The organism is Haloarcula limicola, from assembly GCF_010119205.1.
In the GTDB taxonomy this organism is placed as follows: domain Archaea; phylum Halobacteriota; class Halobacteria; order Halobacteriales; family Haloarculaceae; genus Haloarcula; species Haloarcula limicola.
Genome location: NZ_WRXM01000002.1, coordinates 338,577 through 352,642, shown reverse-complemented (window position 1 = coordinate 352,642; position 14,066 = coordinate 338,577). Strand labels below are relative to the sequence as shown.

Genomic DNA, 14,066 nt, shown 5'->3' with positions numbered 1-14,066 from the left:
CCCCGCTATCGCCGGGCGGGCGAGAGCGGTACGTACTTCTCCGCCCGCCCGCGAGTGTCGGACATGCGCGGCCGTTCGCGGCGTTCGCCGCTCGTCGCCCCGACAGCGACGGTCCTCGCGGTGCTCGCCTTCTCGGGCGTCGCGAGCGCCCACGGAGCCGTCGGCGGCGGCATCGAGGCCCCGATCCCGCTCTGGTTGCTGTACGCCGGTGCCGGCGGTACCGTCGCGGTCACGGCCGGCTGGCTGGCCGTCGGCGAGCGGACGGGCGGACTCAGCGCCGACGCGCCGTCTCTCTCCGTCCCGTTCTGGCTCTCGCAGGCGCTCGGGAACGTCGGTCGAGCGCTCGGCCTCGCGGCGCTCCTCGCCGTCCTCCTCTCGGGCGTCCTCGGCCAGCAGATCCAGTCCGAGAACGTCGCCACCGTCCTGTTCTGGCCGGTGTGGCTGAAGGGGCTCGGCCTCGTCGCCGTCGTCGCCGGGAGCCCGTGGCGCGTCCTCTCGCCGTGGCGGACGATCTATCTGGGACTCGCGCGCCTAGAGGGCGAACCGCCCGCCGTCCTCGGCGCGTATCCCGAGCGACTCGGCGACTGGCCGGCCGTCGTCGGGTTCGCGCTCGTCGTCGGTATCACCGAGAACCTCACGCTGCTCCCGCGGTCGCCGCGTCTCACCGCCGCGCTGGTGGCCGGCTACGCCCTTATTATGCTCGTCGGCGCGCTCGCGTACGGGCCGACGTGGCTCCGCCGGGCCGACGCCCTGGCGGTCCTCTACCGCCTGCTCGGCCGGGTCGCGCCGCTGGCCGTCGCCCGGGAGGGCGGCGGGTATCGGCTCTCGCTCCGCGCCCCGTGGCGGGCCTGTACGCGGCCGGTCACCGATACGTCGACGGCGGCGTTCGTCGTCCTCGCGCTCTACACCGTCAGCTTCGACGGGCTGACGAACACGCGGGCGTTCCGGTCGCTGCTGGCTTCGATGCCGACCGACCTCGGCCCGACGCCGGCCGCCGTGGTCCTCTACCTCGCCGGATTCGCGCTGTTCCTCGGGAGCTACCGGGTCGCGGTCGCGCCGGTCGGCCGACTCGGCGACGGAGATCCCGGGACACACACGGCGATAGACGGGCCGGCGACCGTCTTCGCCGCCTCGCTGTTGCCCATCGCCGCGGCCTACGAGGTCGCCCACACCTACCCCTTCGTGCTGCGAAACCTCGGCGTGCTCGCGGCGCTGCTGACCGACGGGATCATCGCCCCGGACCCGGTCGCCGGCTTACCGCTCTCCGTGTTCTGGGGATCGCAGGTCGGCCTCGTCGTCGCGGGCCACCTCGTCGCCGTCGTCGCCGCTCACGCGGTCGCGGTCGAGGCGTACGGGCGGCGCGGGGGCCGTCGCGCACACGCCCCGCTCGTCGCCGTCATGGTCGGCTACACAGTGCTCTCGCTGTGGATAATCTCGCAGCCGGTCGTGAACTGAGTGGCCGGTGACCGATTCCGAATTCGAGGGACGTGGGTCGATTACAGCGGCCGATACGGGCAGAAGGTACATCCCCACCGAGACTGTATCCGAGAGATATGGCAGAGACGGGTTTCGACGGACTGGCGGCCGCCCTCCAGCGCTCGGTCCTCGGTGCGCTCCTCGCCGCAGTCGCGCTCCTCGTCGGCGTCTACAGCCTCGACGTGATCCAACGGCAGGACCCGCTGCTCGTCCTCGCGGGCGCTGTCGGCATCCTCGTCGCCTTCGGGGCGTCGATGTGGATCGGCTACCTCTTCGTCGACGGCTACCGCGACCGATAGAACGCGGCCACGGCCCTGCGACGGTCGGCCGTATCCTTATATTATATAACGTTCTATGGTGATATATGTCGGCGGTCGAATCGCTTCCGGTGACACGGCGCGCCAGCCATGGGGTCGTCTCGCTGGTCGCGGGATTCCTCACCGGATTCGCGCTCTTTTCGGCGATCGGTGCTACACCGGACGACGCCCTGTTTTCGGCGCTCTCGGTCGCTCTCTTGGTCGCGTTCAGCCGCTCGCTCGCGCGCTGAGCCGCCGGTAGCCGCGGGCGACCGACCGTCGACGCGGCGGGTCGCGGACTGACAGTCGATGACGAACGCGGGGAGTCCCGAAACCGTTTAGACGCCCCGAGTTAGACCGTCGGTATGCCGACGGAACCTGAGACGGACTACGACCCGGATCTGGGTCGGAAGTTCATCTTCGTCACCGGGGGCGTGATGTCTGGACTGGGGAAAGGCATCACCGCCGCCAGCACGGGTAGGCTTCTGAAGAACGCCGGGTTCGACGTGACCGCGGTGAAGATAGACCCCTATCTCAACGTCGACGCCGGGACGATGAACCCCTTCCAACACGGCGAGGTGTACGTGCTGAAAGACGGCGGGGAGGTCGACCTCGACCTGGGGAACTACGAGCGGTTCCTCGACGTCGACATGACCTTCGACCACAACATCACGACCGGCAAGACCTACAAGTCGGTCATCGAGAAGGAACGCGCCGGCGAGTACCTCGGGAAGACGGTCCAGATCATCCCGCACATCACCGACGACATCAAGCGGCGCGTCCGCGAGGCCGCCGAGGGCAACGACGTCTGTATCATCGAGGTCGGCGGCACCGTCGGCGACATCGAGGGGATGCCCTACTTAGAGGCGCTCCGCCAGTTCGCCCACGAGGAGGACGAGGACGACATCCTCTTCACGCACGTCACGCTCGTCCCCTACTCGAAGAACGGCGAGCAGAAGACGAAGCCGACCCAACACTCCGTGAAGGAACTCCGTTCCATCGGCCTCCAACCCGACGTGCTCGTGGGTCGCTGTTCGGACAAACTCGACATCGACACCCGCGAGAAGATCGCGCTGTTCTGTGACGTGCCGACCGAGGCGGTGTTCTCGAACCCCGACGTCGACGACATCTACCACGTCCCGCTGATGGTCGAGGAGGAGGGCCTAGACGAGTACGTGATGGAGCGACTCGACATCGCCGACGAGGCGCTTCCGGAAGACGAGCGCGAGAACCGCTGGCGCGACCTCGTCACCCAGCAGACCGACGGCGAAGTCGAAATAGCCCTCGTGGGCAAGTACGACTTAGAGGACGCCTACATGTCCGTCCACGAGGCGCTGAAACACGCCGGACTGGAGAAGAACGTCGACGTGAACGTCCGGTGGGTCAACTCGGAGAAGATGGGCGACCACCACGCCGACCGGATGCGAGACGCCGACGCCATCGTCGTCCCCGGCGGCTTCGGCACGCGCGGAACGCAGGGCAAGATAGAGGCCATTCGCTACGCCCGGGAGAACGACGTGCCGTACCTCGGTCTCTGTCTCGGCTTCCAGCTCGCGGTCATCGAATACGCGCGGAACGTCCTCGACCTGGAGGGGGCGCACTCGACGGAACTGGACGAGGAGACCCCCCATCCGGTCATCGATATCCTGCCCGAGCAGTACGAGATCGAGGACATGGGCGGGACGATGCGGCTCGGCGCGAACGAGACCGACATCGAGCCCGGGACGCTCGCGGCCGCGCTGTACGGCGGCGACTCCTGCACTGAACGTCACCGCCACCGCTACGAGGTCAACCCCGAGTACATCGACGACCTCGAAGCCGCGGGGCTGAAGTTCTCGGGCCGCTCCGGGAACCGTATGGAGATACTCGAACTCGCGCCCGAGGACCACCCGTACTTCATCGGGACGCAGTTCCACCCCGAGTTCCGCTCGCGTCCGACCAGAGCGAGTCCGCCCTTCGTCGGCCTGCTGGAGGCCGTCGTCGGCGACGACCCCCACACCGCCGAGACCGAGGAGGTGAGCCACTGATGGTGGACGTAGACGAGTTCATTGCCGAGGCGAAGACCGAGATCGCCGAGGCGGTCGGCGAGAAGAACGCCGTCATCGGCCTCTCCGGCGGCGTCGACTCCTCGACGGCGGCGGCGCTGGCCTACGAAGCCATCGGCGACCAACTCACCGCCGTCTACGTCGACACGGGCCTGATGCGGAAGGGCGAGACCGAGGAGATCCGCGAGACGTTCGACTACATGGACTCGCTCCGCATCGTCGAAGCGCAGGACCGCTTCCTCGATGCCCTCGAAGGCGAGACGGACCCCGAGGAGAAACGGCACATCATCGGCGAGCAGTTCATCCGGGAGTTCGAGGAAGTCGCCCGCGAGGTCGAGGCCGATTACCTCGTCCAGGGGACCATCTACCCCGACCGCATCGAGAGCGAGGGGACGATCAAGAGCCACCACAACGTCGGCGGCCTCCCCGAGCGCATCGACTTCGACGGCATCGTCGAACCGATGCGCGACCTCTACAAGGACGAGGTGCGGGAGGTCGCCCGCGCGCTCGACTTAGAGGAGATAATCTCCGAGCGGATGCCGTTCCCCGGTCCCGGACTCGCCGTCCGCATCATCGGCGAGGTCACCGCGGAGAAACTCGAAGTCGCCCGCGAGGCCAACCACGTCGTCGAGGACGAACTGGAGGAGTACGAGCCGTGGCAGGCGCTGGCGGCCGTCATCGGCAAGGCCACCGGCGTCAAGGGCGACAACCGCGTCCACGGCTGGGTCGTCGCCGTCCGCTCCGTCGAATCGCGTGACGGGATGACTGCCCGCGCACAGGAACTGGACTGGGAGACGCTCCAACGCATGCAGAGCCGGATCACCGGCGCACACGAGAACGTCGCCCGCGTCGTCTACGACGTGACCCACAAACCGCCCGCGACTATCGAGTACGAGTGACCATGCAGGTAGTCATCGTCGGGTCGGACCCCGACGGCATCGCCGACGCGCTCGAAGCGGAGGGCCACACCGTCGCCGTCGCCGACGTCGGCAACCGCCCTGGACTCGAGGAGGCGGGCGTCCACGACGCCGACGTCTACCTCCTGACCGAGATGGCGCAGGCGACCTCCATCGCCGTCGCCAAGGACCTCAACCCCGACCTCCGCATCGTCGTCTACGCCGAGGGGTCCCTGCCCGACTTCGCCAGTCGGCAGGCCGACCTCGTCGTCGATCCGAACCTGCTCGGTCCCGAGGCCGTCGCCGAGGAACTGTAAGCGGGTAGTCGATGGGGCGTAGCGCGATACGGCCCCGACGTCAAAACTTATCCAGTTGGCTCGACTACCGAAGACAATGACCGAGGAGGGCGACGCCGCACACGTGGGGTCCCGAGGTGACGTCGACGACCCAGCGACGCGCGACCGGGTCGTACAGGCCCTCGAAGCCGCGCGCGAGGGCATCGCCCTCCTCGACGAGAGCGGCGAGTTCGTCTACGTGAACCGGGCGTACGCCGACACGTTCGGCTACGAGCCCTCGGCGATGGTCGGCGAGCACTGGGACGACCTCGGCATCGAGGCCGACCCCGACCGGTTCTACGACGACATCCTCCCCGAGATAACGACGGACGGACAGTGGACGGGCACGACTCACTGCGTCCACAGCGACGGCAGCGAGTTCCTCGCTCAGCACACCCTGACCTACACCGACCAGGGCGAACTCGTCTGCGTGGTTCGCGACATCTCCCAGCGGGAGCAACGCAAGCAGAGCCTCGAACAGTACGCGAAGATCGTCGAGACGGTCGACGACGGCATCTTCGCGCTGGACGACGACTCCCGCTTCACGCTGGTCAACGACGCGTTCTGCGAGATGTTCGGCTACGACCGCGCGGAACTGCTCGGTTCGCACGCCTCGCTCGTCCACAGCGAGACGATGGACGACCTGGCCGCCGAGAAGGTGAGAGAGGTGCGCGACGGCGAGCGCGACGCCGCGGTGATGGACGTCGAGATAGCGGCCAGGGACGGCCACGTGGTACCGGTCGAGTCGTGGATCGCCCCGTTCCCCCTCGGCGACGGGAGCCACGGACGCGTCGGCGTCGTCCGGGACGTCAGCGAGCGTCGGGAACGCCGACGGAAGTTGCGCGAGACCCGCGAACAGCTGGAGATCGCGACCACCGCCGGCTCGGTCGGGACGTGGACGTGGGACATCCAGGCGAACGTCGTCACCGCGGACGAGTACCTCGCGAAGTCCTACGGGATGGACCCGGCGGCGGCCGCGGCGGGCGGGCCGATGGAGGAGTTCTACGAGCCGATCCACGAAGAGGACGCGAAGCGGACGTGGAACGCGCTCGAACGAGCCGTCGAGGAGACGGGCGAACTCGACGTGGAGTACCGCGTTCGGGGCGCAGACGGCGAGATATCGTGGGTACTGGCCCGCGGCACGGTCGTCTACGACGAGGACGACGACCCGGTACGGTTGAACGGCATCGTCTTCGACATCACGGAGCGAAAGCGGACGGAAGAGCGGATTCGCTTCCTCGAGGAACTCGGACAGCGGCTCCAGTCGCTGACCGACCCCGACGAACTGATGGCGACCGCCGCCCGCTTCTTGGGCGAACACCTGGAGGTCGACCGCTGTGCGTACGCGCAGGTCGAAGCGGACGAGAACCATCTCCGCATCACCGGCGACTACACCCGCGGCGGGACGAACAGCATCGAGGGGCGGTGGGCCGTGTCCTCGTTCGGCGCGGACGTACTCGAGGCGATGCGGGAGAATCGCACCGTCGTCGTCGACGACGTCGAGTCGGACGACCGAGTGCCCGACGAGCAGTTGGCGGCCTACGAGCGGGCCCAGATTCGGAGTTCGATCAGCGTCCCGCTACACAAGGACGGGGCGTTCGTCGCCGGACTCGGCGTCCACCAGCGGACGCCCCGGGAGTGGCGGCCACACGAGGTCGAACTGGTCGAGACCGTCGCCCAGCGGTGCTGGGAGTCCCTCGAACGGGCGCGGACGCTCCAGGAACTGCGAGAGCGCGAACGGCAGCTCGAAGCGACGGTCGAGGACTTAGAGGAGACCAACGAGCGCCTCGACGGGTTCGCCAGCATGCTCGCTCACGAACTCCGCAATCCGGTCGCCATCGGGCAGATGTACCGCCAGCAGCTCCCGGAGGCGGAGGCGCCACAGGCGGTCGAACACGTCGGGGATGCGTTCGACAGGATCGAGGAGATGATCGACGTCATGCTGGTGCTCACGGGGGGTCAGCAGGCGAGCGACGACCGGACGCGAGTGGCGCTCGGCGAGGTCGCTCGCAGCGCGTGGGGGGAAGTGAATTCCTCGGCCGCGTCGGTCGAGGTCTCTCTCGACGCCGCGGTACACGCCGACGAGACGTATCTCCGACACCTGTTTCGGAACCTCTTCGAGAACGCGGTCGAACACGGGGGAAGCGACGTCACGGTCACCGTCGGCGAACTCCCGACGGGGTTTTACGTCGAAGACGACGGGAACGGCATCCCGGTCGAGAAGCGAGAGGCGGTGTTCGAAGCGGGCTACACGACCGCGAGCGCACACGGCGGGACGGGGCTCGGACTGGCGTTCGTCGAGGAGCTCGTCGAGCTGTACGGCTGGGAGTGTACGGTGACCGAGAGCGAGAGCGGCGGCGCGCGCTTCGAGTTCCGGAACGTCGTCTGAGCCGCGACCGGACCGCTCAGAGCGTCGCCGCCGTCTCGGCGAGACGCTCGCTTCCGCCGCGTTTGAACGGGACGCCGTGGCCCATCCCGGCCACCTCGAACGGCGGGACGTGTTCGACGAACCCGCGGACGCTCTCGCTCACGTCGCCCGTGTCGTAGCTAAGCAGCCACGGCGACGGCTTGAGCGTGCCCCGCTCCTCCATGACGAGATCGCCGAGGAACGCCGCCTCCAACTCCTCGCTGACGTAACAGACGTGGCCGGGGGTGTGACCCGGCGTGAGGTAGGTCGTGAAGCTACCGACCGTCTCGCCGTCGGTCAGCGGTTCGACCGGGTTGTCCGGGGGCGAGCAGAACTTCCCCCCGACGCGCTGGAGCGCCCCCTTGTGATTCGAGAGCGGCGGGCGCTCCTCGCCGGTGACGAACCGCGCGTCGGCCGCGCCGACGTAGATGGTCAGGTCCACGCCGTCGAACGCCGAGAGACCGCCGACGTGGTCGAAGTCGTAATGGGTCAGCAGGACGCGCTCTACGTCGCGCAGCTCGAAGCCGGCCTCTCTGATGCCACCGACGAGCGCGTTGCCGTGCCACGGCATTCCGGCGTCGACGAGGGTCAACGCGCCCCCGTCGTCGACGAGGTACGCGTTGACTCCCGAGAGGTCGTACCACCAGATATCGTCCGATAGCGGGGTCACCATATCGCCGCGTACGGACGCCCGCGTCAAAACCCTCTCGAAGCGTTCAGAACGGTAGCTGCGAGCGGACGAAGTGATAGCCGGTCTTTGTCTTCGAGGGTGACCGAATCCGCTCCATCTCCTCGTCGGTCAGCTCGAAGTCGAAGACCGCGAGGTTCGCTTCGAGGTGCTCTCGACCGGTCGCCTTCGGGATGGCGGCGACGCCGTCCTGTTGGACCAGCCACCGGAGGGCGACCTGTGCGGGGGACTTGCCGTATCGGTTGCCGATCTGGACGATCGCGGGGTCGTCCAGGACGCCGCCGCGGGCCAGCGGGCTGTACGCCGTCAGGAGCACGTCGTGGATCCGGCAGTAGTCGAGCAGTTGCGTCTGGTCCCAGTAGGGGTGATACTGCACCTGATCGGTGAAGATCGGGGCCTCCGAGAGCTCTCGGGCCTCGTCCAGCCGCGACGGCGAGAAGTTGCTGACGCCGATGTTTCGGACGAGGCCGTCGTCGACGAGGCCGTTCATCGCGTCGATGGTCTCGGAGACCGGGACCATCCACGGCGTGTTCGGCCAGTGGATGAGCAACAGGTCGAGGTAGTCCGTGCCGAGGCGGTGACAGCTCTCGCGGGCGGACTGGCGGACGCGCCGCGCGCTCCGATTGCTCCCGTCGAGCTTCGTCGTGAGAAAGACGTCCTCGCGGTCCACGTCGGCGGCGTCGATCCCCGTCCCGACCTGCCGTTCGTTGCCGTAGGCCTGTGCGGTGTCGACGTGTCGGTATCCCATGTCGAGGGCCGTCTGAACGGTCTCCTGACAGGTCGCGCCCGTCAGCTGCCACGTGCCGAGACCGAGCGCCGGAACCGACTCGCTCTGGACCTGAATCGTCTCCATGGGCTCCGTTGGCGGGCCGGGGACAAAACGGCAGGGGCGGCAGCGGCGGCGGGGCCCCGCTCGACGATCGCTCAGCCCTCGATGTCGTCGAGCAGGTCGGGCGCTTCGGCGGCGATGATCTCGTCGATGGCGACTCCGGCGGCCCCCTCGTCGGCGGGCAGACAGAACACCGGCGTCCCGTCGGCGATGCCCGCCGTCGCCCGGACCGAGACGATGCCGGTGCCGACCTCGTCGAAGAGGAGGCTCCGGAACACCTCGCCGAAGCCGGGCAGGGACTTCTCGAACAGCGGGTGGACCGCCTCGATGGTCACGTCGTCGGCGGTGACGCCGACGCCGCCGGCGGTGACGACGAGGTCGACGTCGTCCCGGCCGACGAGCGTGTTGACGGCCTGCTGGATACCATCGTAGTCCCGACGGAGGCGCTCGCGGACGGTGACGCCGTAACCGGCCGCTTCGATGGCCGCCGAGAGCGCTTCGCCGGTCGGGTCCTCGCCGCGCTCCGTCGTCGTCCCGACCGTGACGAGCGCCGCGTCGACGGCCGTCTCCGTCGCCGCGTTCCGGTGCTGAGCGGCGGGCGGGTCGGGATCGGCGGCTCCGGCGGCGCTGACGGTGTCGTCGGCGTCGCTCGCGCTCGTCTCGGTCGGCGTCCCCGTCGAGTCCGCGGTCGGGGTCACCCCGTCGTCCCGCTCGCTCACTCGCTCGTCGGGGTCGGGTGACTCGGTCGCCGACGTCGTCTCCAAGGTCCGATCCGCGTCCGCCGTCGACGCGTCTTCGCCAGTCCCGGTGGCTTCGGCCGCCGACTGCTCGGCTCGTTCGGTCGCTTCCGCGGCGTCGGCCGTCTCGCTCCGTTCCGCCTCGCTCTCGCCGTCGATCTCGTCGGCTTGCCGCTCGTCTGCGTCCGCCTCGTCCGCCGCCTCCTCTTCGTCCTCCTTGTCTCCCTCGTCGTCGAAACTGAACCCCCCGCCGGGTATCGCGGGACTGGAAGTCGACCATACGCAGACGAAGGCACCTGGTGGGTAAATGGTTCCGGCCGCGCGAGTCGCGGCCCGAACACGCGTCCGCAGCCACCCCCCGAAACTGACCCGTCGAATCGCCTCTCGCGGGCGTGAGTCGTCTGATCGACCCGTATCGCAGACCGCCAGCGTTTTGCGGTCGCTGACCCGAGGACCGAGCATGCAGGCCGTCCAGTACACAGACCACGGCGGGCGCGAGGTCGTCACCTACGGCGACGCGCCCGACCCGACGGTCGGCCGGAACGAAGCGCTGGTCGACGTCAAGGCCGGCGCGCTGAACCACCTCGACGTCTGGACCCGACGCGGGCTCCCCGGGATCGACCTCGAGCTGCCCCACGTCCCCGGGAGCGACGCCGCGGGCGTCGTCCGCGAGGTCGGCGCGGACGTGACCCGCGTCGAACCCGGCGACCGGGTCGCGGTCAGCGCGGGCGTCAGCTGCGGCGCCTGCGAGTTCTGTCGCCGCGGCGAGCCGACGCTGTGCGTCGACTATCGAGTGCTCGGCGAACACACCACCGGCGTCCACAGCGAACTGGCGGCGGTGCCGGCCGACGCGCTCGTCTCGGTGCCCGACGGCGTGGACTGGGAGACGGCGGCCGCCGCACCCCTCGTCTTCCAGACGGCGTGGCGGATGCTCGTCACCCGCGGAGAGATCCGGCCCGCCGACTCGGTGCTCGTCCTCGGGGCCAGCGGCGGCGTCGGCCACGCGGCGGTCCAGATCGCCGACCACGTCGGCTGTGAGGTGTTCGCCACCGCCGGCACCGACGAGAAGCGGGCGACCGCCGAGCGGCTCGGCGCGGACCGCGCCATCGACTACACCGACAGCGAGTTCGATAGGCGGATCCGGGAGCTCACCGACCGGCGCGGCGTCGACGTCGTCGTCGACCACGTCGGCGAGGAGACCTGGCGACAGTCGCTGCGGTCGCTGGCGAAGGGCGGCCGGCTGCTCACCTGCGGGGCGACTAGCGGCCCGAACCCCGAGACGAACGTCAACCGCATCTTCGGCAACCAGCTGACCGTCGTCGGGTCGACGATGGCGACCTACGGCGAGACCGAGGCCGCCCTCGAACGGGTGTGGGACGGCACGTTCACCGTCGAGACGCGGGCGACGCTGCCGATGAGCGAGACGGCCCGCGGCCACGAGCTGCTGGAATCGCGCGAGGGGTTCGGCAAGGTCGTCCTCGTCCCGGACAGTGAGTACGATGAGTGAGGACGAGGACCGTCCGAAAGCGGGCGACGGCGGCGCGGGGGACAGCGCCACGGGAGACGACGGCGCGGCCGACGGCGGCTACGTCCACCGGCCCAGCGGCGAACCGCCCCGGCAGGCGGCGACGAGCGACGACTTCGGCTGGGAGGGGTGGGTCCTCGTCGGGATGATCGTCGTCGGCTTCCTGCTGATCCCCGTCGCCATCCTCGCGCTCCCGGCCGCACAGGGGTTCGTCCGGTCGCTCGGGCTCACCCTCCGGGCGGCGTATCTGGCGCTGCCGCTCGTCCCGGCCTTCCTGCTGGGCGGCCTCGCCGTGTGGTCGGCGCTCCGCTCGCGGCGGCCGGACTGACGGCGGCCGCCGTGCGCCGCGACCGCCGGCCGTAGTATCGCTCGCGATACTGGGCCGAGAACGCTTATCCCGCGGTCGGGCGACTCTCGAAGCAGATGCTGCTGTCGCCGCTCTCGGTGGTGCTGCTGGCCGCCGTCGTGGGGATGGGCGTCGCCGTTCTCGCCTGGCTGCACCGGGACCGGCCCGGTGCCGGTCCGCTCGCGGCGTTCGTCGTCGCCGCCAGCCTCTGGACCGTCGCCTACGGGCTGGAACTGGCCGTTCCGGACGTACAGACGATGACGCGCTTGCTTCAGGCCCAGTTGACGCTCTCCGTCGTCGTCCCCGTCGCGTGGCTGGTGACCGTACTGGAGTACACTGGCCACCCCCGCTGGCTCACGAAGCGACGCGTCGCGCTCTTGCTCGCGGAACCGGCGATGTTCGTCACCCTCGTCTGGTCGAACCGGGCGCACGGGCTGGTCTGGTCGGGCTCCGAGACGGCGGTCGTCGCCCAGACGAGCGCGCTGGTGCCGGTCTGGGGACTGGCCCGGTGGGCCCACCTCGCGTACATGTTGACACTGATTCTGGCCGGCGGCGTCCTGCTGGTCCAGCAGATGCTGCGGACGAGCGAGCTGTTCCAGAGCCAGAGCCTCGCGCTCCTGGTCGCCATCGCGATCCCCACGATGACCCACTCGCTGTACGCCCTCGGGGAGTTCGCCGAGACGCTCGATCCGACCAGCCTGGCGTACGTCGGCTCCGGGATCGTCCTCTCGCTAGCGCTGTTGCGCGGGCGGTTACTGGACGTCGCGCCGGTGACCCGCGACCTGGGTCGGGAGGCCATCTTCGCCGAGATGGACGACCGGGTCATCATCGTCGACGAGGGCGGGCGCATCGTCGACGTCAACGCGGCGGCCGCGGACTTATTCGGCGCGGAGGCCGCCGCTCTCTCCGGAGAGTCGCTGCGGCGTCGGCTTCCGGCGCTCGCGGAGACGCTGCCCGAGACCGGCGAGCGAGCCCAGACGGAGACGCGACTGGAGCGCGACGGCGCGGTGCGGTACTTCGACGTTCGGGTGACGCCGCTGTATCGCGCCTACGGCGTCGTCTCGGGCCACCTCGTCAGCCTGCGGGACGTGACCGACCGCCGGCAGCGCGAACAGCGACTGGACGTGCTCAACCGCCTCCTCCGACACAACGTCCGCAACGAGATGAACGTCGTCCGCGGGAACGCCGACCTCCTGCGCGATAGCGTCCCCGACTCGGAGCGAGAGCGCATCGACCGCATCCTGCGGACGGTCGACGCCATCGTCGACCGGAGCGACAAGATGGGGCGCGTCTCGGAGGCCCTGGAGAACGAGCGGGCCCGACCGGTCCTCCTGCGCCGACTCCTCCGCCCGGTCGTCGAGGAGGCCCGCGAGCGGACGCCCGAGGGCGAGGTGACGCTGTCCTGTCCGGAGACCTGCACCGTGGAGGGCGGCCCGTCGCTGACGCTCGCGTTCGGCGAACTGCTCGACAACGCGATCGAACACAGCGACGGGCCGCCGACGGTCGCGGTCACGGTCGCGACCGACGACGCCGAGACCGGCGTCCTTGTCCGCGTCAGCGACGACGGACCCGGCATCGCCCCGCACGAACGGGACGTCATCCTCGCCGGGCGAGAGACCCCGCTTCGACACGGCTCCGGGGTCGGGCTCTGGCTGGTGCACTGGGTCGTCCGCAACGTCGGGGGGACGCTGTCGTTCGCCCCGGAGGACGGCGACGGGACGACCGTCGAGATCGAGCTGCCGGCGGCCAGCACCGACCGCGACACGGCGGGGGGAGCGGGCGACGACCGCCCGACCGACGGGGCGAGCGACGAGCGATCGGCGACCGCGGCCGCCGACGCGGCGGTGTCGGAGCGCTGATTCGGCGAGAACGAACCGCCTACCGTTCCTCGTCGCGGCGCATCGCGATCTCGAACCACGGACAGAGGCGCAGTTGGCGGTAGTACTCCGGGTGTTCGCGCAGGCGGTCGTAAGGGACCCACATCAGGCCGTCCACTTCCCCGGGGTTCGGGTCGAGCGACGTGTCCGAGAGAGTCGCCTGCAACACGGCACAGACCTCCCACTCCAGCCCGGCGTTCTCGTAGTAGCGCTTGTACTCGAAGCGATCGGTCACCCGGAGGTCGTTGTACTGAGCGGGCGCGATACCCAGTTCCTCTTCGAGGCGCTCTCTCGTGGCCTCGACCTGCGTCTGGCCCTGTACGGGATGGGAGGCGACGGTGCCGTCCCAGTAGGTGTCCCAGAGGCGCTTGGTCGCCGCTCGCTGGGCCAACAGCACGCGGTCGTCCTCGTCGAACAGCAGCGCCGTGAACGCCCGGTGGCGGATGCCGTCGCCGGTGTGGGCGTCGAGGCGGTTGACCGTCCCCGTCTCGGTGTCGTCCGCGTCCACCGCGATGACGTCCTGCCTGGCGTTCGGATGCGCGTCGGCCGCGTCGTTGCTCATATGGCCTACCAATCTCGGAGGGGCGTCTTACGCGCTTCGACTTCCCG

The 14,066-nt window shown here is 69.4% G+C and carries 14 protein-coding genes; 10 read left to right on the top strand and 4 right to left on the bottom strand.

What is annotated here, in order from left to right; genetic code table 11:
* The first annotated feature begins 63 nt into the window (after positions 1 to 63).
* From GO488_RS11280 to GO488_RS11250, 7 genes are all read left to right on the top strand, one after another.
* Positions 64 to 1,455 (top strand): hypothetical protein, encoded by a 1,392-nt coding sequence (locus GO488_RS11280; protein ID WP_162317924.1) that lies wholly within the window; start codon positions 64 to 66, stop codon positions 1,453 to 1,455.
* A 98-nt stretch (positions 1,456 to 1,553) separates the two neighbouring features.
* Positions 1,554 to 1,775: a hypothetical protein gene (locus tag GO488_RS11275; RefSeq protein WP_162317923.1), complete on the top strand. Its 222-nt coding sequence runs from the start codon at positions 1,554 to 1,556 to the stop codon at positions 1,773 to 1,775.
* Positions 1,776 to 1,840: 65 nt separating this feature from the next.
* Positions 1,841 to 2,023, top strand: a complete 183-nt coding sequence (locus tag GO488_RS11270) for a hypothetical protein (protein WP_162317922.1) — start codon at positions 1,841 to 1,843, stop codon at positions 2,021 to 2,023.
* 114 nt (positions 2,024 to 2,137) lie between these two features.
* Positions 2,138 to 3,799, top strand: a complete 1,662-nt coding sequence (locus tag GO488_RS11265; RefSeq protein WP_162317921.1) for a CTP synthase — start codon at positions 2,138 to 2,140, stop codon at positions 3,797 to 3,799.
* Positions 3,799 to 4,716, top strand: coding sequence for a glutamine-hydrolyzing GMP synthase (gene guaA, locus GO488_RS11260; protein WP_162317920.1), 918 nt, complete (start codon positions 3,799 to 3,801; stop codon positions 4,714 to 4,716). Before GO488_RS11265 ends, guaA begins: the two co-directional genes overlap by 1 nt.
* A gap of 2 nt (positions 4,717 to 4,718) precedes the next feature.
* A complete protein-coding gene (locus tag GO488_RS11255) occupies positions 4,719 to 5,030 on the top strand; it encodes a DUF7126 family protein (RefSeq protein ID WP_162317919.1) in 312 nt (103 codons plus the stop codon).
* A gap of 76 nt (positions 5,031 to 5,106) precedes the next feature.
* Complete coding sequence (locus tag GO488_RS11250; protein WP_162317918.1) at positions 5,107 to 7,437, top strand: sensor histidine kinase; 2,331 nt, start codon at positions 5,107 to 5,109, stop codon at positions 7,435 to 7,437.
* Positions 7,438 to 7,453: 16 nt separating this feature from the next.
* On the opposite strand, the gene GO488_RS11245 is transcribed toward GO488_RS11250, so the two are convergent.
* The 3 genes from GO488_RS11245 to GO488_RS11235 form a co-directional block, all read right to left on the bottom strand.
* Entirely contained in the window at positions 7,454 to 8,128 is a 675-nt protein-coding gene (locus tag GO488_RS11245; protein ID WP_162317917.1) for an MBL fold metallo-hydrolase, read from the bottom strand.
* Between the two features lie 43 nt (positions 8,129 to 8,171).
* Complete coding sequence (locus GO488_RS11240; protein WP_162317916.1) at positions 8,172 to 8,996, bottom strand: aldo/keto reductase; 825 nt, start codon at positions 8,994 to 8,996, stop codon at positions 8,172 to 8,174.
* A gap of 71 nt (positions 8,997 to 9,067) precedes the next feature.
* Complete coding sequence (locus GO488_RS11235; protein ID WP_241692932.1) at positions 9,068 to 10,171, bottom strand: molybdopterin-binding protein; 1,104 nt, start codon at positions 10,169 to 10,171, stop codon at positions 9,068 to 9,070.
* Between GO488_RS11235 and GO488_RS11230 the strand changes: the two genes are divergently transcribed.
* From GO488_RS11230 to GO488_RS11220, 3 genes are all read left to right on the top strand, one after another.
* Entirely contained in the window at positions 10,170 to 11,216 is a 1,047-nt protein-coding gene (locus GO488_RS11230) for a zinc-binding dehydrogenase (protein ID WP_162317915.1), read from the top strand. The genes GO488_RS11235 and GO488_RS11230 overlap by 2 nt on opposite strands.
* Complete coding sequence (locus GO488_RS11225; protein ID WP_162317914.1) at positions 11,209 to 11,562, top strand: DUF7977 family protein; 354 nt, start codon at positions 11,209 to 11,211, stop codon at positions 11,560 to 11,562. Before GO488_RS11230 ends, GO488_RS11225 begins: the two co-directional genes overlap by 8 nt.
* Before the next feature lie 95 nt (positions 11,563 to 11,657).
* The gene (locus GO488_RS11220) at positions 11,658 to 13,439 is read left to right on the top strand and encodes a sensor histidine kinase (protein WP_162317913.1); all 1,782 of its coding nucleotides are present in this window, start codon (positions 11,658 to 11,660) and stop codon (positions 13,437 to 13,439) included.
* 19 nt (positions 13,440 to 13,458) lie between these two features.
* On the opposite strand, the gene GO488_RS11215 is transcribed toward GO488_RS11220, so the two are convergent.
* Positions 13,459 to 14,019: an NUDIX hydrolase gene (locus tag GO488_RS11215; RefSeq protein WP_162317912.1), complete on the bottom strand. Its 561-nt coding sequence runs from the start codon at positions 14,017 to 14,019 to the stop codon at positions 13,459 to 13,461.
* Between the last annotated feature and the right edge of the window lie 47 nt (positions 14,020 to 14,066).